The sequence below is a fragment of the Thauera propionica genome (assembly GCF_002245655.1).
Classification (GTDB): Bacteria; Pseudomonadota; Gammaproteobacteria; order Burkholderiales; family Rhodocyclaceae; genus Thauera; species Thauera propionica.
The window spans coordinates 29705-52761 of the sequence record NZ_NOIH01000030.1 but is presented as its reverse complement, the minus strand read 5'-3'; the positions used below and the strand labels follow the sequence as shown (position 1 = coordinate 52761).

18 protein-coding genes are annotated in these 23057 nt (G+C 66.4%); 7 read left to right on the top strand and 11 right to left on the bottom strand.

The features are described from left to right. Positions 1–25: 25 nt before the first annotated feature. Positions 26–1342: a polyamine export protein PaeA gene (paeA, locus tag CGK74_RS16790; protein WP_094269552.1), complete on the top strand. Its 1317-nt coding sequence runs from the start codon at positions 26–28 to the stop codon at positions 1340–1342. Positions 1343–1390: 48 nt separating this feature from the next. On the opposite strand, the gene CGK74_RS16785 is transcribed toward paeA, so the two are convergent. After that, positions 1391–2056, bottom strand: a complete 666-nt coding sequence (locus tag CGK74_RS16785) for a GntR family transcriptional regulator (RefSeq protein WP_094269551.1) — start codon at positions 2054–2056, stop codon at positions 1391–1393. 362 nt (positions 2057–2418) lie between these two features. Here CGK74_RS16785 and scpA point away from each other — a divergent pair, with 362 nt between their 5' ends. The 4 genes from scpA to accC all read left to right on the top strand — a co-directional run bounded on the left by scpA (position 2419) and on the right by accC (position 9285). Then, positions 2419–4584: a methylmalonyl-CoA mutase gene (gene scpA, locus CGK74_RS16780; RefSeq protein ID WP_094269550.1), complete on the top strand. Its 2166-nt coding sequence runs from the start codon at positions 2419–2421 to the stop codon at positions 4582–4584. An 82-nt stretch (positions 4585–4666) separates the two neighbouring features. Next, positions 4667–5674: a methylmalonyl Co-A mutase-associated GTPase MeaB gene (gene meaB, locus CGK74_RS16775; protein WP_094269549.1), complete on the top strand. Its 1008-nt coding sequence runs from the start codon at positions 4667–4669 to the stop codon at positions 5672–5674. 64 nt (positions 5675–5738) lie between these two features. After that, the gene (locus tag CGK74_RS16770) at positions 5739–7271 is read left to right on the top strand and encodes an acyl-CoA carboxylase subunit beta (protein ID WP_004263792.1); all 1533 of its coding nucleotides are present in this window, start codon (positions 5739–5741) and stop codon (positions 7269–7271) included. Between the two features lie 22 nt (positions 7272–7293). Next, the gene (gene accC, locus CGK74_RS16765; protein WP_094269548.1) at positions 7294–9285 is read left to right on the top strand and encodes an acetyl-CoA carboxylase biotin carboxylase subunit; all 1992 of its coding nucleotides are present in this window, start codon (positions 7294–7296) and stop codon (positions 9283–9285) included. Between the two features lie 129 nt (positions 9286–9414). On the opposite strand, the gene mnhG is transcribed toward accC, so the two are convergent. The 6 genes from mnhG to CGK74_RS16735 form a co-directional block, all read right to left on the bottom strand. Next, entirely contained in the window at positions 9415–9777 is a 363-nt protein-coding gene (gene mnhG, locus CGK74_RS16760; protein WP_004258025.1) for a monovalent cation/H(+) antiporter subunit G, read from the bottom strand. Next, complete coding sequence (locus CGK74_RS16755; RefSeq protein WP_094269547.1) at positions 9774–10058, bottom strand: K+/H+ antiporter subunit F; 285 nt, start codon at positions 10056–10058, stop codon at positions 9774–9776. Before CGK74_RS16755 ends, mnhG begins: the two co-directional genes overlap by 4 nt. Further along, entirely contained in the window at positions 10055–10579 is a 525-nt protein-coding gene (locus CGK74_RS16750; protein WP_094269546.1) for a Na+/H+ antiporter subunit E, read from the bottom strand. The genes CGK74_RS16755 and CGK74_RS16750 overlap by 4 nt, the downstream gene beginning before the upstream one ends. Then, a complete protein-coding gene (locus tag CGK74_RS16745) occupies positions 10576–12210 on the bottom strand; it encodes a monovalent cation/H+ antiporter subunit D (protein WP_094269545.1) in 1635 nt (544 codons plus the stop codon). Before CGK74_RS16745 ends, CGK74_RS16750 begins: the two co-directional genes overlap by 4 nt. 79 nt (positions 12211–12289) lie before the next feature. Then, a complete protein-coding gene (locus CGK74_RS16740) occupies positions 12290–12631 on the bottom strand; it encodes a Na+/H+ antiporter subunit C (RefSeq protein ID WP_004258037.1) in 342 nt (113 codons plus the stop codon). Continuing rightward, positions 12631–15540, bottom strand: a complete 2910-nt coding sequence (locus tag CGK74_RS16735) for a monovalent cation/H+ antiporter subunit A (RefSeq protein ID WP_094269544.1) — start codon at positions 15538–15540, stop codon at positions 12631–12633. The genes CGK74_RS16740 and CGK74_RS16735 overlap by 1 nt, the downstream gene beginning before the upstream one ends. A 500-nt stretch (positions 15541–16040) precedes the next feature. Here CGK74_RS16735 and CGK74_RS16730 point away from each other — a divergent pair, with 500 nt between their 5' ends. Further along, positions 16041–17447 (top strand): KamA family radical SAM protein, encoded by a 1407-nt coding sequence (locus CGK74_RS16730; protein ID WP_094269543.1) that lies wholly within the window; start codon positions 16041–16043, stop codon positions 17445–17447. 71 nt (positions 17448–17518) lie between these two features. Continuing rightward, positions 17519–18385: a KPN_02809 family neutral zinc metallopeptidase gene (ypfJ, locus tag CGK74_RS16725; protein ID WP_094269542.1), complete on the top strand. Its 867-nt coding sequence runs from the start codon at positions 17519–17521 to the stop codon at positions 18383–18385. 76 nt (positions 18386–18461) lie between these two features. Here the strand turns inward: ypfJ and CGK74_RS16720 are convergent, their stop codons facing one another. The 4 genes from CGK74_RS16720 to CGK74_RS16705 all read right to left on the bottom strand — a co-directional run bounded on the left by CGK74_RS16720 (position 18462) and on the right by CGK74_RS16705 (position 23001). Further along, positions 18462–18944, bottom strand: a complete 483-nt coding sequence (locus CGK74_RS16720) for a VOC family protein (RefSeq protein WP_094269541.1) — start codon at positions 18942–18944, stop codon at positions 18462–18464. An 89-nt stretch (positions 18945–19033) separates the two neighbouring features. Further along, positions 19034–19762: a response regulator transcription factor gene (locus CGK74_RS16715; protein ID WP_094269540.1), complete on the bottom strand. Its 729-nt coding sequence runs from the start codon at positions 19760–19762 to the stop codon at positions 19034–19036. After that, complete coding sequence (locus tag CGK74_RS16710) at positions 19759–21819, bottom strand: PAS-domain containing protein (RefSeq protein ID WP_094269539.1); 2061 nt, start codon at positions 21817–21819, stop codon at positions 19759–19761. The genes CGK74_RS16715 and CGK74_RS16710 overlap by 4 nt, the downstream gene beginning before the upstream one ends. A gap of 144 nt (positions 21820–21963) precedes the next feature. After that, positions 21964–23001, bottom strand: a complete 1038-nt coding sequence (locus CGK74_RS16705) for an AraC family transcriptional regulator (protein WP_206186281.1) — start codon at positions 22999–23001, stop codon at positions 21964–21966. Between the last annotated feature and the right edge of the window lie 56 nt (positions 23002–23057).

Sequence of the window (23057 nt, the reverse complement as noted above, 5' to 3'; positions counted from 1 at the left end):
CGGGGCCCGTCCCAAAGGAGTCTTCGTGTTGCTCGATCAGTTGTTCCTCATCCTGCTGCTGATTGCCGTCAGCGCGTTCTTTTCCATGTCCGAGATTTCGCTCGCCGCCTCGCGCAAGATCAAGCTGCGCCTGATGGCCGAGGGTGGTCATACCAATGCCCAGCGCGTGCTTGCGCTGCAGGACAGTCCCGGCAACTTCTTCACCGTGGTGCAGATCGGACTCAACGCCGTGGCCATCCTCGGCGGTATCGTCGGCGAGCAGGCCTTGTCGCCACATGTCGCCGACCTTCTGCGACCGGTTTACGACGGTCCCTTGCTCGGTACGCTGAGCTTCGTGCTGTCCTTCGTGTTCGTGACCTCGCTGTTCGTGCTCTTTGCCGACCTGATGCCCAAGCGCCTGGCGATGGTGCAGCCCGAGCGCATCGCCGTCAGCGTGGTGCGACCGATGCAGCTGTGCATGTGGGCCTTTGCGCCGCTGGTGTGGGTGTTCAACGGGCTGGCGGACCTGCTGTTCCGATGGTTCAAGGTCCCGAGCAAGCGCACCGAGGACATCACCGCGGACGACATCGTCGCCATGGCCGACGCGGGCGCGCAGGCGGGGGCACTGCTGCGCCAGGAGCAGCACCTGATCAGCAATGTGTTCGAACTGGATTCGCGCATCGTGCCCTCGGCGATGACCTCGCGCGAGAGCATCGTTTTCCTGACCCTGTCGGAGTCGGAGGAGAGTATCCGGCGCAAGATCGCCGATCATCCGCACGGCAAGTTCCCGGTGTGCGAGGACGGCATCGACAGCGTGATCGGCTATGTGGATTCGAAGGACATCCTGCCGCGCATCGTGCAGGGGCAGGACCTGTCGCTGCGCACCCAGCCCATCGTGCGCAAGATCCTGATGCTGCCCGATTCGCTGTCGCTGTTCGAGGCGCTGGAACGCTTCCGCGACGCGAAGGAGGACTTCGCCCTCGTCATCAACGAGTACGCGCTGGTGGTGGGTCTGCTGTCGCTGCAGGACGTGATGAGCACGGTGATGGGCGATCTCGTCAGTCCGTTCCAGGAAGAGCTTATCGTGCAGCGCGACGAGAACTCATGGCTGATCGACGGCGTGACGCCGATCGAGGACGTCATGCAGGCGCTAGATATCGAGGTGTTCGAGGGCTTCCAGAACTACGAGACGGTGGCCGGCTTCCTGATGTACCGCCTGCGCAAGGTGCCCAAGCGTACCGATTTCGTGGTCTATGAGGGCTACAAGTTCGAGGTCGTCGATATCGATAACTACCGCATCGACCAGGTGCTGGTGACGCGCGAAGGAACGACTGACGTGAAGGCCGCCGCCTTGCCCGCCTGAGCGCCAAGGGCAAGGTGTCGCAAGGGCGGCCATGCGGCCGCCGGGGAATCAGGCTGCGCGCGTCCGGGCGATGCGTGCCAGTGCCTGGCGACCGCTGCGGATGTGCTCGCGCATGCGCGTCTCAGCTGCCGTGGCGTCGCGGGCGAGCAGGGCGTCGAGGATGCCGCGATGTTCCGCCAGCGACTGTTCCAGCCGCCCCTCCGAGAACAGCGAATGGTGGCGCGACAGCTTGATGACCTTGCGCAGGTCCTCGATGACGTGCAGCAGCCAGCGGTTGTCGGCGATCTCCTGGATCGCGTGGTGGAAGGCCTGGTTGGCCTCGAAGAAGCCATTGATGTCGTTTGCCGCGGCAGCCTTCTCCAGATCGACGTGGATGGCCTGCAGCCGCTCCAGGTCGGCCTTGCTGGCGTGCTGGGTGCTTGCGCGTGCGCACTCGCCTTCGAGCATCGACATCACGCTGAACACCTCGTCGAGGTCGCGTTCGGAGATCTCGGTCACGTAGCAGCCGCGTCGTGGCTTGAGCGTCACCAGTCCTTCCGAAGCCAACACCTTCAGCGCCTCGCGCAGCGGCGTGCGCGAGATCCCGTACTGCTCGGCCAGCGCCTGCTCATCCACCCAGGTGCCTGGGGGGAGTTCGTGCGAAAAGATCCTTTCGCGCAGGCGTTCGGCGACTTCCTGGTACAGGGCGAGTGGAGCGATGCGGGATGCGTTCATGAGCGAGGTGTGGTGTGTACAGGGCACGCTTGCCCGAAGCCGGGTGCGGTCATTTCCACACTGTCGGTAAGGATTGCGTTCATAATTATGGATAAAGTATTATTTCGTCGATGCAACAAGTCAACTTCCTTCGCGCTGCGCGGCGTGGGAGGCGCCGGGCGACAGCCCGGCGAACAGGAGAGGGGCCGCGCGGTGTGACGGAGCGTCGACGACCGCTCGTGGCAGCAAGCCACGGGCGGTTTCGTCGCCGTCCGGGCGTGGGGTGGAGCCGTTTGTGCAAGATGGCCGGCCTCGCCCGAGAATGTAGTCGTTACCTGAAATTGAACTGCCGCGACAGCGGCGCCTGATTCCAAGAGGTTTCCATGTCGAACGCCAACGAGCCGACCTATCCCCAGCCCGATCTCGAGGCCTGGAACAATGCCGCCGCCAAGCATTCCCCCGGGGGTGATGTCGAGAAGCTCAACTGGATCACGCCGGAAGGCCTGACGGTCAAGCCGCTGTACACCAAGGCCGACACCGAAGGCCTCAAGCACGCCGATACGCTGCCCGGCTTCGAGCCCTTCCTGCGCGGGCCGCAGCCGACGATGTACGCGGTCAAGCCGTGGACGATCCGTCAGTACGCCGGCTTCTCGACTGCCGAGGCGTCCAACGCCTTCTACCGCAAGGCGCTCGCCGCCGGTGGCCAGGGTGTGTCGGTCGCCTTCGATCTCGCCACGCACCGCGGCTACGACTCCGATCATCCGCGCGTCACCGGCGACGTCGGCAAGGCCGGCGTGGCGATCGACTCGGTGGAGGACATGAAGATCCTGTTCGACGGCATTCCGCTCGACAAGATCTCGGTGTCGATGACCATGAACGGCGCGGTGCTGCCCATCCTCGCCGGCTACATCGTCGCCGCCGAGGAGCAGGGCGTCAGTCAGGACAAGCTCTCGGGCACGATCCAGAACGACATCCTGAAAGAATTCATGGTGCGGAACACCTATATCTATCCGCCCGCACCGTCGATGAAGATCATCGCCGACATCTTCGGCTACACCGCGCAGCACATGCCGAAGTTCAACAGCATCTCGATCTCCGGCTACCACATCCAGGAAGCGGGCGCGAACCAGGCCATCGAACTGGCGTTCACGCTGGCCGACGGTCTGGAATATGTGCGCACCGGTATCGCCAGCGGCATGGACGTCGACACCTTCGCCGGCCGCCTGTCCTTCTTCTGGGCAGTGGGCATGAACTTCTATCTCGAGATCGCCAAGATGCGCGCCGCGCGTCTGCTGTGGTGGCGCATCATGAAGCAGTTCAACCCGAAGAGCCAAAAGTCGATGATGCTGCGCACGCACTCGCAGACCTCGGGCTGGTCGCTCACCGAGCAGGACCCGTACAACAACGTCGTGCGCACCACCATCGAGGCCATGGCTGCGGTGTTCGGCGGCACGCAGTCGCTGCACACCAACGCGCTTGACGAAGCCATCGCGCTGCCGACCGAGTTCTCCGCCCGCATCGCGCGCAACACCCAGATCATCATCCAGGAAGAGACCCACATCTGTAACGTCGTCGACCCCTGGGCCGGCTCCTACATGATGGAAAAGCTCACCCAGGACATGGCCGACAAGGCCTGGGCGCTGATCGAAGAGATCGAGTCCATGGGCGGCATGACCAAGGCGGTCGAGTCCGGCTGGGCCAAGATGAAGGTCGAGGAGTGTGCCGCTGACAAGCAGGCGCGCATCGACTCGGGCAAGGACGTCATCGTCGGCGTCAACAAGTACAAGCTGGCCAAGGAAGATCCGATCGAGATCCTGGACATCGACAACCATGCGGTGCGTGAGGCGCAGATCGAGCGCTTGGCGCGCGTGCGCAAGATGCGCGACCAGGCTGCTGTCGACGCCGCGCTCGCCGCGCTGACCGAATGTGCGAAGACCGGCCAGGGCAACCTGCTGGACTTGACCGTCAAGGCCATCCGCCTGCGCGCCACCGTCGGTGAGGTTTCCGATGCGCTTGAGGTCGTCTTCGGCCGCTACCGTGCCAACCCGCAAGCCGTGTCCGGCGTGTATGGAGCCGTCGTGGAAGAACAGGAAGACTGGAAGGCCCTGAAGGCCGACATCGAGGCCTTCATCGCAGAGGAGGGTCGCCGCCCGCGTGTGATGATCGCCAAGCTCGGCCAGGACGGTCACGACCGCGGCGCCAAGGTGGTGGCCTCGGCCTTCGCCGATCTCGGCTTCGACATCGACATCGGCCCGCTCTTCCAGACTCCGGAAGAGGCCGCCCGCCACGCGGTCGAGAACGACGTCCATGCGGTCGGTTGCTCCAGCCTCGCCGCCGGCCACAAGACGCTGGTGCCGCAGATCGTCAATGAGCTGAAGCGGCTCGGCGCGGACGACATCATCACCTTCGTCGGCGGCGTGATTCCCGCGCAGGACTACGACACGCTGTACGCGGCTGGCGCCAAGGGCATCTTTGGCCCCGGTACGCCGATCCCGACCGCCGCGCGCGAAGTGCTCAAGCAGATCCGCGCTGCGCGCAAGGCCGCCTGAGTTCGCGCGATTCCCGGCCCCGCGCGGTTCGTCCGCCGTTCGGGGCCGCGCGCAACACCGCGCAATCCGTGCCCCGAAGCCGATGAACATGCCTGAATTCCTGTCCGCCATGCAGCCCGAGCTCGACGCCGCCGACCGCAATCTGGTCGACGGCGTGCTGGCGCGTCAACTGCGGCCGCTGGCCAAGACCATCACGCTGATCGAGTCGCAGCGCGAGGACCACAAGCAGCGCGCCCAGCGCGTGCTCGAGGCCTTGCTGCCGCATACCGGCGGGGCGATGCGGGTGGGCATCTCCGGCGTGCCCGGCGTGGGCAAATCGACCTTCATCGAGGCGCTCGGGCTTTACCTGATCGAGCAAGGCCTGCGTGTCGCGGTGCTGGCGGTGGATCCGTCCTCGTCGGTGACGGGCGGCTCCATCCTCGGCGACAAGACGCGCATGGAGCTGCTCTCGCAGAACCCGGCCGCCTTCATCCGCCCCAGCCCCTCGGCTTGCAGCCTGGGTGGCGTGGCCGAAAAGACGCGCGAGTCCATGCTGGTGTGCGAGGCCGCCGGCTTCGACGTCATCATCATCGAGACCGTCGGCGTCGGGCAGAGCGAGACGGCGGTCGCAGGCATGGCCGACATCTTCTGCCTGCTGCAACTGCCCAACGCCGGCGACGACCTGCAGGCGATCAAGAAGGGGATCATGGAGATCGCCGACCTGATCGTCATCAACAAGGCCGACATCGACCCCTCGGCGGCGATGCGCGCCAAGTCGCAGATCAAGACCGCATTGCACATGCTGCGTCCGGCCAGCCCGAACTGGACGGTGCCGGTGCTGACGCTGTCGGCGCTGAAGAAGGGAGGCGTCGCCGAGTTCTGGAACACGGTGACGGACTATCGCAAGGCGCTGACCGCCTCCGGCGAGTTCGATGCCAAGCGTCGCCACCAGGCGCTGGCGTGGATGTGGGAACTGATCGATTCCGGGCTGCGCAGCCGTTTCCGCAGCCACCCGCAGGTGAAACAGGAACTGCCGGCGCTGGCGCGGGCGGTGGAGGAGGGCAGCACCACGCCCTCGATCGCCGCGCTGCGCCTGCTCGGCCATCTTTGAAGTACATCAAGGGCTTGCCAAGGTCGCGGCCCGACAATCCCTAGGATCTGACAGGAGATCATCAATGCACGACATCATTCGTCAGCTGGAGGAGAAGCGCGAGAAGGCCCGCCTCGGTGGTGGCCAGAAGCGCATCGACGCCCAGCACGCCAAGGGCAAGCTCACCGCGCGCGAACGTATCCAGTTGCTGCTCGACGACGACAGCTTCGAAGAATGGGACATGTTCAAGGAGCACCGCTGCAACGAATTCGGCATGAACGCCGACCACATTCCGGGTGACGGCGTGGTGGTGGGTTACGGCACGATCAACGGCCGTCTGGTGTTCGTGTTCTCGCAGGACTTCACCGTGTTCGGCGGCTCGCTGTCCGAGACCCACGCCGAGAAGATCTGCAAGGTCATGGACCACGCGATGAAGGTCGGCGCGCCGGTGATCGGCCTCAACGACTCGGGCGGCGCGCGCATCCAGGAAGGCGTGGACTCGCTGGGCGGCTACGCCGACGTGTTCCAGCGCAACGTGCTGGCCTCGGGCGTGGTGCCGCAGATCTCGCTGATCATGGGCCCCTGCGCCGGCGGTGCGGTGTATTCGCCGTCGATGACCGACTTCATCTTCATGGTCAAGGACTCGTCCTACATGTTCGTGACCGGTCCGGAAGTGGTGAAGACCGTGACCCACGAGGAAGTGACCGCCGAGGAACTGGGCGGTGCCGTCACCCACACGAGCAAGTCGGGCGTGGCCGACCTCGCGTTCGAGAACGACGTCGAGGCGCTGATGATGACCCGCCGCCTGGTCGGCTTCATCCCCGCCAGCAACCGCGAGAAACCGCCGGTCGTGCCCTGCGTCGATCCGGCCGACCGTCTGGATTACTCGCTCGATACCCTGGTGCCGGACAACCCCAACCAGCCGTACGACATGAAGGAGCTGATCATCAAGATGGTCGATGACGGCGACTTCTTCGAACTGCAGCCGGACTACGCCAAGAACATCATCATCGGTTTCGCGCGCATGGAAGGCGCCCCGGTGGGTATCGTCGCCAACCAGCCGCTGGTGCTGGCCGGCTGCCTGGACATCAAGAGCTCGATCAAGGCCGCGCGCTTCGTGCGCTTCTGCGACGCCTTCAACATCCCGGTCGTCACGCTGGTCGACGTCCCCGGCTTCATGCCCGGCACCGCGCAGGAATACGGCGGCATCATCAAGCATGGCGCCAAGCTGCTGTACGCCTACGCCGAATGCACCGTGCCGAAGGTCACCCTCATCACCCGCAAGGCCTACGGCGGCGCCTACGACGTGATGTCGTCCAAGCATCTGCGCGGCGACGTCAACTTCGCCTGGCCGAGCGCCGAGATCGCGGTGATGGGGCCGAAGGGCGCGGTGGAGATCATCTTCCGCGAGGAAAAGAACGACCCGGCCAAGATCGCCGAGCGCGAGGCCGAGTACAAGCGTCGCTTCGCCAACCCCTTCGTGGCCGGCGCGCGTGGCTTCATCGACGACGTGATCATGCCGCACGAGACCCGCAAGCGCGTGTGCCGTTCGCTGGCGATGCTGAAGGACAAGGAACTGGAAAACCCGTGGCGCAAGCACGGCAACATCCCGCTCTGATCCGCGCACGAGGAATACATACATGTTCAAGAAGATCCTGATTGCAAACCGCGGCGAGATTGCCTGCCGCGTCATCAAGACCGCCCGCAAGATGGGTATCCAGACCGTCGCCGTGCACTCGGAAGCGGACAAGGACGCGCTGTTCGTCGAACTGGCCGACGAGGCTGTGTGCATCGGCCCGGCGCCGTCCAAAGAGTCCTACCTGGTGATGGACAAGATCATCGCCGCCTGCAAGCAGACCGGCGCCGAAGCGGTGCACCCGGGCTACGGTTTCCTGTCGGAGAACGCCGAGTTCTCGCGCCGCCTGGAAGAGGAAGGCATCAAGTTCATCGGCCCGAAGCACTACTCGGTCGCCAAGATGGGCGACAAGATCGAGTCCAAGAAGCTGGCGATCGAAGCGGGCGTGAACACCATCCCCGGCTACAACGACGCGATCGCGGGGCCCGACGAGGCCGTCGAGATCGCGAAGAAGATCGGCTATCCGGTGATGATCAAGGCCTCCGCCGGCGGTGGCGGCAAGGGCCTGCGCGTGGCCTTCAACGACAAGGAGGCGCACGAGGGCTTCGCCTCCTGCGTCAATGAAGCGAAGAACGCCTTCGGCGACGACCGCGTCTTCATCGAGAAGTACGTGCTCGAGCCGCGCCACATCGAGATCCAGGTGCTGGGCGACTCGCATGGCAACTACGTCTATCTGAACGAGCGCGACTGCTCGATCCAGCGCCGTCACCAGAAGGTCATCGAGGAGGCGCCGAGCCCCTTCGTCGATCCGGCGATGCGCAAGGCGATGGGCGAGCAGGCCGTGGCGCTGGCACGCGCGGTCAACTACGAGTCGGCCGGTACGGTCGAGTTCGTGGTCAGCGGCGCGACCAAGGAATTCTACTTCCTGGAGATGAACACCCGCCTGCAGGTCGAGCACCCGGTTACCGAGCTGATCACCGGCCTCGACCTGGTCGAGCAGATGATCCGCGTCGCCTACGGCGAGAAGCTGCCGCTGGCCCAGGCCGACGTGAAGATCGACGGCTGGTCGATGGAATGCCGCATCAACGCCGAAGACCCGTTCCGCGGCTTCCTGCCGTCCACCGGTCGTCTGGTGAAGTTCCAGGCGCCGCAGGAGGTGCCGGGCCAGGTGCGCGTCGACACCGGCGTGTATGAAGGCGGCGAGATCTCGATGTACTACGACTCGATGATCGCCAAGCTCATCGTGCACGGCAAGGACCGCCAGCAGGCCATCGAGCGCATGCGCGACGCGCTGAACCACTTCGTGATCCGCGGCATCAGCTCCAACATTCCCTTCCAGGCCGCGCTGCTGCAGCACCCGCGCTTCTGCTCGGGCAACTTCAACACCGGCTTCATCGCCGAGGAGTATCCGCAGGGCTTCGACGCCTCGATGGTGCCGCACGACGATCCGGCGCTGCTCGCCGCCGTCGCCACCTTCGCCCGCATGCGCTACATCGAGCGCGCGGTGCAGATCGAGGGCCAGCTTGCCGGCCACGGCCGCAAGGTCGCCAGCGAGTGGGTGGTGGTCATGGGCGGCAAGCAGTACCCGATGACGACCCGCGCGATCGAGGGTGGTCTCGCCGTCACCCACGAGGGCAAGACCTACAACATCGTGTCTGACTGGGTCTTCGGCGATCTGCTGTTCAGCGGCACCGTCAACGGCGCACCGATCGGCCTGCAGATCGAGCGTCGCGGCCTGCGCTACCGCATCTCGCACTTCGGCCTGCAGGTCGAGCCGATGGTGATGACGGTGCGTGCCGCGCACCTGCTGTCGCTGATGCCCGAGAAGCTGCCGCCCGACATGTCGAAGTTCCTGCTGTCGCCGATGCCGGGCCTGCTGCGCGAGATTGCCGTGGCCGAAGGTCAGGAAGTGAAGGCGGGCGAGAAGCTCGCCGTCATCGAGGCGATGAAGATGGAGAACCTGCTCCGGGCCGAGCAGGACGGCAAGGTCAAGAAGATCGTCGCCAAGCCGGGCGCCAGCCTCTCGGTGGACGAGGTCATCATCGAGTTCGAGTGATCGAACCCATGAGACGTTTTTGATCGATGGGGAGGGAGATCCGGGCCTTGTGTCCGGGTGCCTGTCGAATCGGCGGGCCTGCGCGAGCAGGCCCGTTTTTTTTCTGCACGAAGCGCTCGCGGCTACGGATCAGTCCGGCTCTGGCGGCTGATCGCCGGTTGCGACCGGGTCGCGGTGGTTGCGAAGGTCCCGGTAGACGGCGGCGCGCATGATCAGCATGGCCACGACCGGCGCCGTCATCAGCACGAAGACGCTGATCAGCAATTCGTGGATCACGAGGCGTGACTGCCCCACGGTGAAATACACCATCGAGGCGACGAGGATGCAGCCCGCGCCGAGGGTGGTCGTGATGGCGGGACCGTGGATGCGCTGATAGAAGGTCTGCAGGCGCAGGAGGCCGAGCGTGCCGAGCAGCGTGATCAGTCCGCCCAGTACGAGCAGGACGGCCACCGGCACCGCGGCCCACCAGGGCAGGGATGCAACCGTGCTCATTCGATCACCTCCCCGCGCATCAGGAACTTGGCCAGCGCGATCGTCGACACGAAGCCGAGCAGGGCGATGATCAGCGCCGCCTCGAAATAGATCTGGCTGCCGTGACGGATGCCCAGCATCAGGGCGAGCACCATCGTGCACATCCACAGCGTGTCGAGCGCCAGCACGCGGTCCTGGGCCGAAGGCCCGATCAGCAGGCGCAGGGTGCACAGGATCATGGCAAGGATCACGCAGGCCAGCGCGAAGAGGATTGCCGCCGAAAGCAGCGTCACGGCCGTCATGCAGGTTCTCCCGGGCTTCTTGCGCCGGCCGACTCGAAGACCTCGATGATCGGCTGCTCGTAGCGCGTCTTGATCGTCTCCACCCACCACTGTGCATCGTGCAGGTCGAACACGTGCAGCAGCAGGTCGTGGCTGTCGGGCAGGAGTTCCACCCACACCGTACCCGGCGTGGAGTTGATGAGGCAGGACAGCAGGGCCAGGCCGTGCGGGCTGCGCAGGTCGAGCGGGATCCGGATGAACTGCGAGTTCACGTCGGCCGAGCGGCGCAGCAGGATGATCTGACTGACGTTGAAGCATGAGCGGACGATCTCGATCGCCGAGAACCACAGCAGCCGCAACAGCGCCAGCGGGCGGCGGAGCCGGGCATGGCCGTGGGGCTGCAGCGGACGCGCCAGCAGTGGCGCAATGATGCCGAGCACGCCGCCCAGCAGCCAGTGTGCGGCATCGACGCTCTGGTTGAGCAGCAGCCACGTCAGCAACAGGCAGACCGACAACAGCGGTGCGGGTAGCCAGCGTCTCATTGCGCGCCTCCTGCCGGTGCCCGCTGCACGGGCGGTTCGCCCAGCACGCGCGCGCTGTAATCGGTGCTGCGCAGCAGGCCGTTGGCGGTGCGCCCGAGGTAGTCGAACACCGCCCCCGCCTGCACCGTCAGCAGCACGCACGCCAACACCAGTGCGCCGACGGGCACGGCCTCGGAGAACTGCAGCCGCGGCGCGGTCACGGCGCCCGACGCCCAGAAGGTGCGCACACCCAGCCGCATCAGGGCAATGATCGCCGCCAGTCCGCCCAGCACCATCAGCGCGATGATCAGCCAGGTGGTGGCCGGCACCTCGCCCTGCGTCGCGCCCAGCATCGCGTGGAAGAGGCTGAACTTGGCGACGAAGCCCGACAGCGGCGGCATGCCGCTGATCACCAGCGCACATGCAGCGAAGCTCAGCCCGAGAAAGGTGAGGGTTCCCGGCATGCCGACGCCCACCGGGTCTTCCGGCTTGTCCTCGATGGCGAAGGCTTCCATGGTGATGGCGAGGAGCGCCGCGCCCGGCGGGCGGATGCGCTCGGTGAGTTCGATCAGCAGCATGAAGGCCGCCATTGCCAGCGTGGAGCCGAGCAGGTAGTACAGCCCCGAGGCCAGCACCGCGCTGCCGGAATGGCCGATCACCACGAGCAGCGTGCCGGACGAGATGATCGCACCGTAGCCCGCCATGCGCCCGCCGTCCTCGCTGGACAGCATGCCGACGGCCCCGAACAGCAGGGTCGCGAGCCCGCCGACGGTCAGCGCCGCGAGGCCGAAGCCGGCGAGCGCGCTCGCTCCTTCGCCGCTGCCCTCGCCGAACACCGCCAGCCACACCCGCAGTACCGCATACACCCCCACCTTGGTCATCAGCACCAGCATCGCGCCGACCGGTGCGGAGGCGGACGCATAGGTGGTGGGGAGCCAGAACCCGAGCGGCCACATCGCGCCCTTGGTCAGGAAGGCGAGCGCCAGCACGGTGGCGCCGATCTGCAACAGCCAGGTGTCCTGGGCACCGAGGCCGCTCACGCGCGTCGCGAGGTCGGCGATGTTGAGCGTGCCCGAGGCCGCATAGATCAGCGACACGCCGATCAGGAACAGCAGCGAAGCGGCCAGGTTGATCGCGATGTACTGCATGCCGGCCTGGATGCGGCGCAGGTTGTAGCCGTGCAGTACCAGACCGTAGGACGCCGCCAGCATCACCTCGAAGAACACGAAGAGGTTGAACAGATCGTTGGTCAGGAAGGCGCCATTGAGCCCCATCAGCAGGAACTGGAACAGCGAGTGGAAATGCACGCCGACCCGGTCCCAGCGCCGTGCCGAGAACACCAGCACGGCCAGTGCGATGGTCGAGGTCAGCACCAGCATCAGCGCGGCAAGGCGGTCGACCATCAGCACGATGCCGAACGGCGCCGTCCAGTTCGAGGCGAGATACACGCCAATGCCATCCGGCCAGTGTTCCTGGTCCACCAGCACCAGCAGGGCGATCGCCACCCCCCACAGCAGCGCGCCGCTGGCGACGCTGAAGGCGAACTTCCGCGCGTGGCGCTTCTGGTTGACGGGGATCAGCAGCGCGCCGACCAGCAGCGGCAGCAGCACGGGGACAATGATCAGGTGGTGCATCCAGGGCAGCGGGTTCATTGGACTACCCTCCTGTCGCTGCGCGACATCCTCCCCGGGGGAGGAGAGCGCTTCCCTTCGGGCGGCCGTGCGGGCGCGCTCATTCGCGCGGCTCCTCGCCATCGACGTGGTCGCTGCCGCTCAGGCCGCGCGCGCCGATCATCATCACCAGGTAGAGCGCGGTGGTGGCGAAGCCGATCACGATGGCGGTCAGCACCAGGCCCTGCGGCAGCGGATCGGCGAACTGGGCGGGATCGACACCGGCGGTGGGCGTGATCGGGGGCTTGTCCACCCACAGGCGGCCCATCGCGAAGATGAACAGGTTCACCGCATAGGACATCAGCAGCAGGCCGGTGATGAGCTGGAAGGTCCGCGGGCGCAGGATCAGCCAGATGCCCGAGCCGAACACCACCCCGACGGCGATCGCCAGTACCAGTTCCATCAGTTCGCCCTCCCGTCGGCGTTGCCTTGTTCGACGGCCTGGGCCTCCTCGCCCGGCAGGCGGTGTGCCCGCAGCGACTGGTGGGCCAGCGCGACCAGCATCAGCATGGTGGTGCCGACCACGACCGTGAACACCCCAAGGTCGAACACGAAGGCGCTCGGCAGGTGCAGCTCGCCGACCAGCGGCCAGTCCACGTGCGCGGTGTGGGTCGTGAGGAAGGGGTGGCCGAACAGCCATGCACCCAGGCCGGTGGCGCAGGCCAGCACCAGGCCGAAGCCCAGCCAGCGATGCGGGCGCAGGTTGATGTGGCTCTCGACCCAGACCGTGCCCGCAAGCATGTACTGCACCAGGATGGCGACGGCGAAGATGAGGCCGGCGACGAAGCCTCCTCCCGGCAGGTTGTGGCCGCGCATGAAGAAATAGACTGCGATCACGCCCATGAAGGGCAGCAGCAGGCGCATGTAGATGCCGGCGACCAGCAGGTAGCCGCTGTCCGCCTGTTGCGCAGGGGTTTGCCTGCTGGCGGGGTCCGCCTCGAAGCGCTGCTGCGGCGGGACGCCTGCACTTTCCGGGGCCGGGCGGAAGCGACGCAGCAGGGCATACACCGTGAGGGCGACGATCGCCAGCACAGTGATCTCGCCCAGGGTGTCGAAGCTGCGGAAGTCCACCAGCAGGACGTTGACCACGTTGCTGCCGCCCCCGCCGCCCAGTGCGTTGAGCAGGAAGAAGTCGGCGATCGTGTCCGAGGCCGGATGCACCAGCACCGCATACGTGAGCGCGGCCAGCGCGAGGCCGCCACCGACCGCGATCAGCAGGTCGCGCGAACGCCTCAGCCACACGCGGGTGGGCGATTGCGCGGGGGTGTCGACCGACTCGAGCCGTGGCGGCAGCCAGCGCAAGCCGAGCAGGATCAGCACGGTGGTGACGGTCTCCACCATCAGCTGGGTCAGCGCCAGGTCGGGCGCGGACAGCCACAGGAAGGTCGCTGCGGTGACGATGCCGGTGCCGCCGATGAGGGCCAGCGCGGCCAGGCGGTGATACTTCGCCATCCAGGCGCCGGCGACGGCGCAGGCACCGCCGATGGCCCAGATCGCAGCGAACAGCGGGTCGAAGTCCTGCAGCGGGATGCGCGTCCACGCGGGCGGCGCGCCGGCGAGGATCGGCGGCACCACCAGCAGCATGAGCATCAGCAGCACCAACTGGGATTGCAGCCGGGTGGTGCCGATGCGCCTGAGTAGCCAGCCTGCCGAGCGTGTCAGCTGCAGCATCGTCGTCTCGTAGGCCTGCGCGCCGTTGAAGCGGTGGATCAGCGGCACCTGCTCGCGCTGCTGCAGATCGAAGTGGCGCCGCAGGACGATGTACAGCAACACGCCGCCCGCGAGCGCGAGCACGCTCATGAAGAGCGGCAGGTTCAGACCGTGCCACACCGCGAGGTCATAGTCCGGGGCAGCGCTGCCGAGCACCGAATGCACCGCGATGTTCAGGATCGGTTCGATGCTGATGCCGGGTGCGATGCCGACGATGAGGCAGGTGAGCACCAGCAGCTCGACCGGAAAGCGCATCCAGCGCGGCGGTTCGTGCGGATCGCGCGGCAGGTCCTGCGCCGGCGTGCCGAAGAAGATCGAGATGAAGCGCAGCGAGTAGGCGACGCTGAACATCCCCATCGCCACCGCGGCGAAGGACATCCACCAGTTGCGGTCGCCGCCGACGTGCAGTGTCTCGGCGAAGAACATCTCCTTCGACAGGAAGCCGTTCAGCAGCGGCACGCCCGCCATCGCCGCGCTGGCGACGATGGCCAGCGTGGCGGTGACCGGCAGCTTGTGGCGCAGTCCGCGCAGCAGGCGCAGGTCACGCGTTCCAGACTCATGGTCGATGATGCCGGCGGCCATGAACAGCGATGCCTTGAACGTCGCGTGGTTGAGGATGTGGAAGATCGCCGCGACCATTGCCAGCGGCGTGCCAATGCCGATCAGCAGCGTGATCAGGCCGAGATGGCTGATGGTCGAGTACGCCAGCAGGCCCTTGAGGTCGTGCTGGAAGATGGCGATGAAGGCGCCGAGCAGCAGGGTACAGACGCCGGCGCCGCCGACGACCCAGGTCCACTCCGGCGTGCCCGCCAGTGCCGGCCACAGCCGCACCAGCAGGAAGACGCCGGCCTTCACCATCGTCGCCGAGTGCAGGTAGGACGACACCGGGGTGGGCGCTGCCATTGCGTGCGGCAGCCAGAAATGGAACGGGAACTGCGCGCTCTTGGTCAGCGCGCCGAGCGCGATCAGGGCGAGTGCGGCCAGATACAGGTCGTGGCCGCGGATCTGGTCGCCGGCTGCAAGCACATTGTCGAGGTCGTAGCTGCCGACGATATGACCGAGCACCAGCACGCCGGCGAGCAGGCACAGTCCGCCGGTGGCAGTCACGGTGAAGGCCATGCGCGCGCCGCGACGGGCGTCGGCCCGGTGGTGCCAGTAGCCGATCAGCAGGAAGGAGGTGAGGCTGGTGAGCTCCCAGAACACCACCAGTTGAACCAGATTGCCCGACAGCACCACGCCCAGCATCGAGCCCATGAAGGCGAGCAGGAAGGAGAAGAAGCGCGGCACCGGATCGTCGGGCGACATGTAGTAGCGCGCGTAGAGCACCACCAGCAGGCCGATGGCGAGCACCAGAACGGCGAACACCCAGGCCAGCCCGTCGACCCGCAGCACGAAGAAGAGGCCCTGCGCAGGCAGCCAGGCGAACTCCTCGCGCAGCACTTCGCCGCTCGCAATCTGCGGGAACAGGGCGAGCGCGATTAGCAGGCCGCAAACCGCAACCGCGATCGCCAGCCAGGATTCGCGGTTGCGCGCGTCCTGCGGCATCAGTGCGGCAAGGGCACTGCCGAGGAACGGGATGAGGATGAGTGAGGCGAGCAGCATTGAACGTGATCAGGCGGCGAATCGAGTGGCGACCGGGCGCAGCGCGATCCGGCAGGGTCCCTGAGGGATGGCCGGAGTGAGGTTAAAGGTAACAAAGCAACTTTGATGCCAATGGTGGAGGGATGCATTTTTTCGCCCGGGGTTCCCTCCATTTCAGGCGGACTTTGCGCGTGCCGGATGGCGATGCCGATGGGCGCCAGCGGGCCGAGATGCCGCGCGCGAAGGCGGCAGGCGATCCCGTCGGGAACTAAATTGCAGGTCGCTGAATCATATTTGCACAAATTTACTTTGTGAAATAACATGCGCCCACTTCCATCGAGCCCGCGGAAGCGGGCGCATGCCGATCCGGGCCCGGGCGCCATCCCTCTGCGCCGCCGGACGCTTTTCCTGATTCCCTGACGACCGTCCGACCGATCCACGTGCATCCGGTCGCAGGGCTGTGGGCGCCGCCTCCGTGGCGCCGACGCAAATTGCAAGACCAGACCGCAAGGAGACGACAGATGAGTGCTCAAGTGCAGGCCCTCAAGCCCCGTTGGCGCATCGAGGAGGCCGCTCAGGCCGCTTTCGAGCCGGTGCCGTTCAAGGTTTACACGCAGCGTGACCTCGACCGCATCCCGCAACTCGACAAGCTGTCGGACGCGCAGCGCTTCGAGATGAAGGTGGTGTCCTCCGTGCTGCCGTTCCGTGTGAACCAGTACGTCATCGACGAGCTGATCGACTGGAACAACATCCCGGCCGATCCCATCTTCCAGCTCACCTTCCCGCAGCGCGGCATGCTCGCGCCCGAGCACTTCGACCGCATCGCCGACCTGTTGCGCGAGGGTGCGGACAAGGCCGCGCTGGAGCAGGCCGTTGCCGAGGTGCGCCACGAGCTCAACCCGCACCCGGCTGACCAGATGGAGATGAACATGCCGCGCGACGAGCACGGCAACCGTCTCGACGGCATCCAGCACAAGTACCGCGAAACCGTGCTGTTCTTCCCCAGCCAGGGCCAGACCTGCCACAGCTATTGCACCTTCTGCTTCCGCTGGGCGCAGTTCGTCGGCGACAAGGAGCTGCGCATCGCCGCTTCCGAAGCGAAGACGCTGCACGACTACCTGCGCCGCAATACCGAAGTGACCGACCTGCTGTTCACCGGCGGCGACCCGATGGTGATGAAGACGCGCCACCTGCGCGACTATCTGGAGCCGCTGCTGCAGCCCGAGTTCGACCACATCCAGACCATCCGCATCGGCTCCAAGGCACTGACCTTCTGGCCGCACCGCTTCCTCGGAGCAGAGGACGCCGACGACCTGATCCGCCTGCTGACGCAACTAGTGGAAGCCGGCAAGCACGTTGCGCTGATGGCGCACTACAACCACTGGAAGGAACTCGACACCGAGGTCGCCCAGGCCGCGATCCGTCGCATCCGCAGCACTGGCGCCGTGATTCGCGCGCAAGGGCCGCTGCTGGCGCACATCAACGACGATCCGGCGGTGTGGGCCAGGATGTGGAAGTTGCAGGTCAAGCTCGGCATCGTGCCCTACTACATGTTCGCCGAGCGCGACACCGGCGCGCGCGCCTACTTCGAGGTGCCGCTGGCGCGTGCGTGGCAGATCTACCGCGAGGCGATGCAGCAGGTGTCCGGTCTGGCCCGTACCGCGCGCGGCCCGAGCATGAGCGCCAGCCCCGGCAAGGTCGAGATCCAGGGCGTGGCCGAGATCGCCGGCGAGAAAGTCTTCGTGCTGCGCTTCATCCAGGGCCGCAACCCGGACTGGGTGCAGCGCCCGTTCTTCGCCCAATACGACGACCAGGCCACCTGGCTGCACCACCTGAAGCCGGCCTTCGGCGAAGCGAAGTGGTTCTGGGAAGACGAGTACGAGGCGATCCGCGAGGACAAGCTCGCCGCGGCTGCCCAGACCGCCTGAGCGCCAGACATCCTCTCCCGCCGCCGCGGCTGGCGGAGTAGCATGCCAACAGGAACTGGCGGGAGAGGATCATGGACTTTCGCAACGGCAGGGAGAGCCGCAACGTCGAGGATCGGCGCGGCCAGGGTGGGCATCACCTCGGCGGGCGCGGCAAGATCGGCATCGGCACCATCGTGCTGGTCCTGGTGGCGATGTACTTCGGCATCGATCCGGGCGTGGTGCTCGACACGGCGACCATGGTGCAGCCACCCGCAATCGAGTCCTCACAGCCGGGCGCACCACGCTCGGCGGCCGAGGATGAGCTGGCGCGTTTCACGTCGATGGTGCTGGCCGACACCGAGGACACCTGGGGACCGATCTTCCAGTCGGGCGGCCGCAATTACCAGGAACCAAAGCTGGTGCTCTACACCGGCGCCACGCGCAGCGCGTGCGGCGTCGGGCAGGCGCAGATGGGGCCGTTCTACTGCCCGGCCGATGGCAAGGTGTATCTCGACCTGTCCTTCTTTGACGATCTTCACCGTCGCTTCGGTGCGCCGGGCGATTTCGCCCAGGCTTACGTGATCGCGCACGAGGTCGGACACCACGTTCAGAACCTGCTCGGCATTTCGGACAAGGTGCAGCAGGCGCGCCAGCGCCTGTCCGAGCGGGAGGCGAACCTGCTATCCGTCCGCCTCGAGCTGCAGGCCGACTGCCTGGCCGGGGTGTGGGCGCATCATGCCGACCGTACGCGGCAGGTTCTCGAGCAGGGTGATGTGGAGGAAGCCTTGCGCGCTGCAAGCGCGATTGGCGACGACCGCATCCAGAAGCAGGCGCAGGGCTACGCCGTGCCCGACAGCTTCACCCACGGCAGTGCGGCGCAACGGGTGCGCTGGTTCCGTGTCGGCCTGGAGCAGGGCGACCTGCGTGCGTGCGACACCTTCTCGGTTGCGGCGCTTTAGTCGTCGCGCAGCGGGGCCGGAATAGATAAGGGGCACGCCCCCAAAGGCCGTGCCCCTTTTGTCGTTGTTGCCGTGCTCAGCTTGTGGCGAGTTTGGCGAAAGCCTCGACGACTTCGGCCGGTGCCTGCACCAGTTCGACCAGCACGCCTTCGCCGCCGATCGGGAATTCCTCGTTGCCCTTCGGATGCAGGAAGGTGATGTCGAAGCCCGCTGCGCCGCGGCGGATGCCGCCAGGCGCAAAACGCACGCCGTTGGCGCTCAGCCATTCCACCGCCTTCGGCAGATCGTCCACCCACAGGCCGACGTGGTTCAGCGGCGTGGCGTGTACGGCGGGCTTCTTCTCGGGGTCGAGCGGCTGCATCAGGTCGACCTCGACCTTGAACGGGCCGGCGCCCATCGCGCAGATGTCCTCGTCGACGTTCTCGCGCTCGGAGACGAAGTTGCCGGTGACTTCCAGGCCGAGCATGTCGACCCACAGGGTCTTGAGCTTCTCCTTGCTCGGGCCGCCGATGGCGATCTGCTGGATGCCGAGGATCTTGAACGGGCGCTGGGACGACATGGGAACTCCGATGGTGGCTAATCAATAACTCATAATTATGAACGTCGACGGCGAACTTGAAAACCTCCCACGCGGACGGATGGCGGCATTCACTGCCAGCTCACCTGGGCCGCGAACAGGTAGCCCGCGCCGTACACGGTCTTGATCAGCTTCGGGTTCTGCGGATCGTCGTCGAGCTTGCGTCGCAGGCGCGAAATGCGCACGTCGATGCTTCGGTCGAAGGGATCGACGTCGCGCTCGCCCAGCAGTTGTTCGCGCGACAGGATCTTGTTCGGTCGGCGCAGCAGGGTGGCGAGCAGGCCGGCTTCTGCTGCGGACAGGCCGATCTCGCGGCCGTCGGGTGCGGTGAGGGTGTGGCGGTTGCCGTCGAAAGTCCAGCCGGAAAAGCTGGCGATATTGCGTTCGGTGGTTACTTCGGCAGTCGCCGAGCGCTGGTAGCGACGCAGGATGGAACGCACGCGGGCGACCAGCTCGCGCGGTTCGAAGGGCTTCACGATGTAGTCGTCGGCACCGAGTTCGAGGCCGAGCACGCGGTCGGTGACGTCGTTGCGGCCGGTCAGGATGAGCACCGCGCACGGCGTGCCCTCCTGCAACTGGCGTACGACCTGCATGCCATCCATGTCGGGCAGGCCCAGGTCGACGATGCACAGGTCGGGCGTCGTGGCGCGCGCGCGCACCAGCAGGTCGCGCCCGGTGCGCAGGTGCTCGCAGCGGAACCCGTATTCGGCGAGGTTGCTGCAGATCAGGCGGGCGATGTCCGGCTCATCCTCGAGGACGAAGATGACCGGGCTACCGGTATCCGTTGCGTTCATCGTCATGGGGCGGAAGGCTCCGTGGTCGGGTCCGTCAGGGTCAGGCTGGCCAGCGCGGCAGCGAGCGCCGGCGGGTCGAAAGGCTTGCGCAATACCGGGACATCGGCGACTGCGTCGTCGCTGACGGGCTGCTCGCTGGCGTAGCCGGTGACCAGCAGGATGGGCAGCGCAGGACGCAGGGCGCGGGCGCGCTGCGCCAGTTCGCGGCCGTTCAGTCCGCCCGGCATCACGGTGTCGCTGATCAGCACCGCGATGTCGTCGATGCTCTCGAGCAGCGCCAGGGCTTCGACGCCATCGCCGGCTTCGATCACCGCGTGGCCTAGCGCGGTGAGCTGCATTCGGACCACCTTGCGCACCTCGGGTTCGTCTTCCACCAGCAGGATGGGACCCTGCAGGGCTGCGGCAGGTGCATCCTGGCGGCTGGCGGTAAGCGGGGCCTGCTCGAGCGGTCGCGTCTCGGGCAGCACGAAGCGCACATTCGTGCCCTTGCCCGGGGTGCTGAGGATGCGGATGTTGCCGCCGGACTGGCGCACGAAGCCATACACCATCGACAGGCCCAGGCCGCTGCCGCCGCCGAAGGGCTTGGTGGTGAAGAAAGGCTCGAACACGCGCGCCAGCACCGCCGGCTCGATGCCCTTGCCGGTATCGCTGACGTCGAACTGCACGTAGTCGCCAGGCACGACCTCGCCGATCTTCGCCAGCGCGCCATCGACCCGACGCAACTGCACGGCGATCGTGAGTTCGCCGCCCTCGGGCATTGCGTCGCGCGCGTTGATGGCAAGGTTGAGGATCGCGTTCTCGAGCTGGTGGGGATCGGCCAGCGCGTAGATCGGCATGTCGGGCAACTGCAGATGCACGGCAATGGTTTCGCCCAGGGTGCGCACCAGCAACTGCGTCATGTTGCGCACGAGTTCGCCGACCTCGACCGCGGTGGGCTCCAGCATCTGGCGGCGGGAGAAGGTGAGCAGGCGGCGGATCAGCTCTGCGCCGCGCCGTGCCGCCTGCAGCGACGGGTCGACGTAGTCGCTGCCCTCACCGCCGGCCAGCTTGCCCTGCAAGGCCGACAGGTTGCCGATGATGATGGTGAGCAGGTTGTTGAAATCGTGTGCCAGCCCGCCGGTGAGCTGGCCGACCGCCTCCATCTTCTGCGCCTGCACCAGTGCGGCCTGGCTGGCCTTCTGCTCGGTGATGTCGATCGACATCACGAAGTAACCGCGGAATCCGCCTTCGACCGATACGTCCGGGACCACCGCACTGCGTGCATGGACCAGCCGGCCGTCGGCGTTCTTGCGCGCGTACTCGTAGTTGACCCGCTCACCGTGCTCCGCGTCCTCGAGAAAGGGCTTGATCGTGGTGTAGGCGTCGTCGCCGAAGACCTCGGCGATCGACCGGCCGACGATGTTCTCCTTGGTCAGGCCGAACCACTCGGCGTAGGCGCGGTTGGCGAAGCGGTAGCGGCGGCCTGCGTCCACGTGGGCAATCATCGCCGGGATGGCGTCGAGGATCAGCCGCATCCGGCCTTCGGACAGGCGCAGCGCCTCGGCGATCTGGTCGATCTCGCGGTTGGCCTGTTCCAGTTCGGCCGTGCGCTCACGCACCCGCGCCTCGAGGCGTGCGTTCTGTTCCTGGATGACGGCTTCGGCGCGGCGCTGCTCGGTGACGTCGGTCCACAAGGACACGAAGCCGAGGTTGGGGATCGGCACCCCGCGCACCGCGAGCACCTGACCGTTGGGGCGCACGCGTTCGACGTAGTGCGGCTCGAAGGCACGGGCCGAAGCCATGCGCGCGGCAACCAGCTTCTCGATGTCGCCTTCTCCATACTCGCCGCGCTCGGCGTTGAAGCGCACGAAGGCTTCGAACGGCGTGCCGACGCGGACCAGCGATTCGGGGAAGTCGAGCAGGCGCAGCAGTGCCTTGTTCCAGGTGACAAGCTTCGGCGACGCGTCGAACACGGCGATGGCCTGGTCGAGCAGGTCGAGGCCAGCCATCAGCAGGTCGTAGCGGCGGCGCTGCTCCGGCGACGACGTGCTCAACTGAAGTTCTTCCTCGACTGCCTTCGCCATGATCCGGGCGTGTCTCCTGAGTCTTTCGAGTGTCTTCCGGCCAATGGTTGCACAGTTCGTCGCTGCCGGGCAGGGCAGGCGTCACATCCATGGCAGGCCGCGTGAACCCGTCATCCTGACGAAGTGGTTACGTTTACGTCAACGTTATTGATTGTCGCGTTTTGCGGGTTTCCCACCTGTCATGGCGCCCTGCCGGGCGGCCAGCTGGCTGCGGAACTGCTCGGGTGACTGGCCCGACCAGGCAACGAAGGCGCGATAGAAGGTGGAGGTGTCGGCGTAGCCCAGGTCCGCCGCCAGCTGCGCGATCGGCTGCGCAGTCTTCGTGAGGCGTGCATAGGCGATGTCGCGCCGGGTGGCCTCCTTGATCAGGCGGAAGCTCGAGCCTTCGTCCTCCAGCCTGCGGTGCAGGGTGCGGGTCGACAGGTGCAACTGCTGTGCGACCTGTTCGATCGACAGGTTCTCCGGCAGCGCGGCGCGCAGCAGGTCGCGCACCCGCAGCACCATCTCGCGGTCGCGGCGATAGAGCATCGAGATGCGGCCCGGTGCGCCTTCCAGGAAGCGGCCGAGCGCGGCGTCGTCGCGCCGGATGGGGAGGTCGAGCAGGTTGTCGTGGAAGCGGGCCAGCAGGGTGTCGCCTTCGAAGCTCGAGCGTTCGGTATAGACAAGCGCGTAGTCGTCGGCATGCGCCGGCCGGGCGTAGGGAAAGCGCACGCTGTCGAGCGCGAGGCCGCGGCCGACGAACCAGCAGGCCACGCCATGCACCAGTCGCAGCAGCCATTCGAAGGCGAAGACGCGGGCCGGGTCTTCGCGCCCGGCGAACACGGGCTGCGCCTCCGCGATCTCGAGCTCGGCGCGCGTGCCGTCACGGCGGACGCTCACCCGCAGGTCGGGCAGCACGATGCGCAGGAAGCGGCAGGCCCGCGCCAGGGCGTCGTCGAGCGTCGCCGCGCCCAGCATGCCGCGACACAGGAACTCGAAGCTGCCGGTGGGCATCGGTCGCGAGAACAGGGCGAAGGCCTCGTCGTCGAGTTCGGCGATGATCAGGTTGTAGAGCGCGGCATAGCGGTCGACCGGGACGCGGCTGGCGACATCTGCAAGGCTGATGCCGGTCGCGGTCAGTAGCGGGGTGGGGTCGTGACCCCGGCGGCGCAGGCCCGACAGCATGCCGTCGACGAAGCCCATCGCCACAGTGGCTTGATTTCGGGCTGCCTGGCGATGACCGCGCTGTCGTTCGCGCT

Excerpts from the sequence above, each read along its gene's own strand:
- CGK74_RS16785 (WP_094269551.1), bottom strand. The coding sequence starts at position 2,056 with ATGAACGCATCCCGCATCGCTCCACTCGCCCTGTACCAGGAAGTCGCC.
- scpA (WP_094269550.1), top strand. The coding sequence starts at position 2,419 with ATGTCGAACGCCAACGAGCCGACCTATCCCCAGCCCGATCTCGAGGCC.
- meaB (WP_094269549.1), top strand. The coding sequence starts at position 4,667 with ATGAACATGCCTGAATTCCTGTCCGCCATGCAGCCCGAGCTCGACGCC.
- CGK74_RS16770 (WP_004263792.1), top strand. The coding sequence starts at position 5,739 with ATGCACGACATCATTCGTCAGCTGGAGGAGAAGCGCGAGAAGGCCCGC.
- accC (WP_094269548.1), top strand. The coding sequence starts at position 7,294 with ATGTTCAAGAAGATCCTGATTGCAAACCGCGGCGAGATTGCCTGCCGC.
- mnhG (WP_004258025.1), bottom strand. The coding sequence starts at position 9,777 with ATGAGCACGGTTGCATCCCTGCCCTGGTGGGCCGCGGTGCCGGTGGCC.
- CGK74_RS16755 (WP_094269547.1), bottom strand. The coding sequence starts at position 10,058 with ATGACGGCCGTGACGCTGCTTTCGGCGGCAATCCTCTTCGCGCTGGCC.
- CGK74_RS16750 (WP_094269546.1), bottom strand. The coding sequence starts at position 10,579 with ATGAGACGCTGGCTACCCGCACCGCTGTTGTCGGTCTGCCTGTTGCTG.
- CGK74_RS16745 (WP_094269545.1), bottom strand. The coding sequence starts at position 12,210 with ATGAACCCGCTGCCCTGGATGCACCACCTGATCATTGTCCCCGTGCTG.
- CGK74_RS16740 (WP_004258037.1), bottom strand. The coding sequence starts at position 12,631 with ATGGAACTGGTACTGGCGATCGCCGTCGGGGTGGTGTTCGGCTCGGGC.
- CGK74_RS16735 (WP_094269544.1), bottom strand. The coding sequence starts at position 15,540 with ATGCTGCTCGCCTCACTCATCCTCATCCCGTTCCTCGGCAGTGCCCTT.
- CGK74_RS16730 (WP_094269543.1), top strand. The coding sequence starts at position 16,041 with ATGAGTGCTCAAGTGCAGGCCCTCAAGCCCCGTTGGCGCATCGAGGAG.
- ypfJ (WP_094269542.1), top strand. The coding sequence starts at position 17,519 with ATGGACTTTCGCAACGGCAGGGAGAGCCGCAACGTCGAGGATCGGCGC.
- CGK74_RS16720 (WP_094269541.1), bottom strand. The coding sequence starts at position 18,944 with ATGTCGTCCCAGCGCCCGTTCAAGATCCTCGGCATCCAGCAGATCGCC.
- CGK74_RS16715 (WP_094269540.1), bottom strand. The coding sequence starts at position 19,762 with ATGACGATGAACGCAACGGATACCGGTAGCCCGGTCATCTTCGTCCTC.
- CGK74_RS16710 (WP_094269539.1), bottom strand. The coding sequence starts at position 21,819 with ATGGCGAAGGCAGTCGAGGAAGAACTTCAGTTGAGCACGTCGTCGCCG.
- CGK74_RS16705 (WP_206186281.1), bottom strand. The coding sequence starts at position 23,001 with ATGGGCTTCGTCGACGGCATGCTGTCGGGCCTGCGCCGCCGGGGTCAC.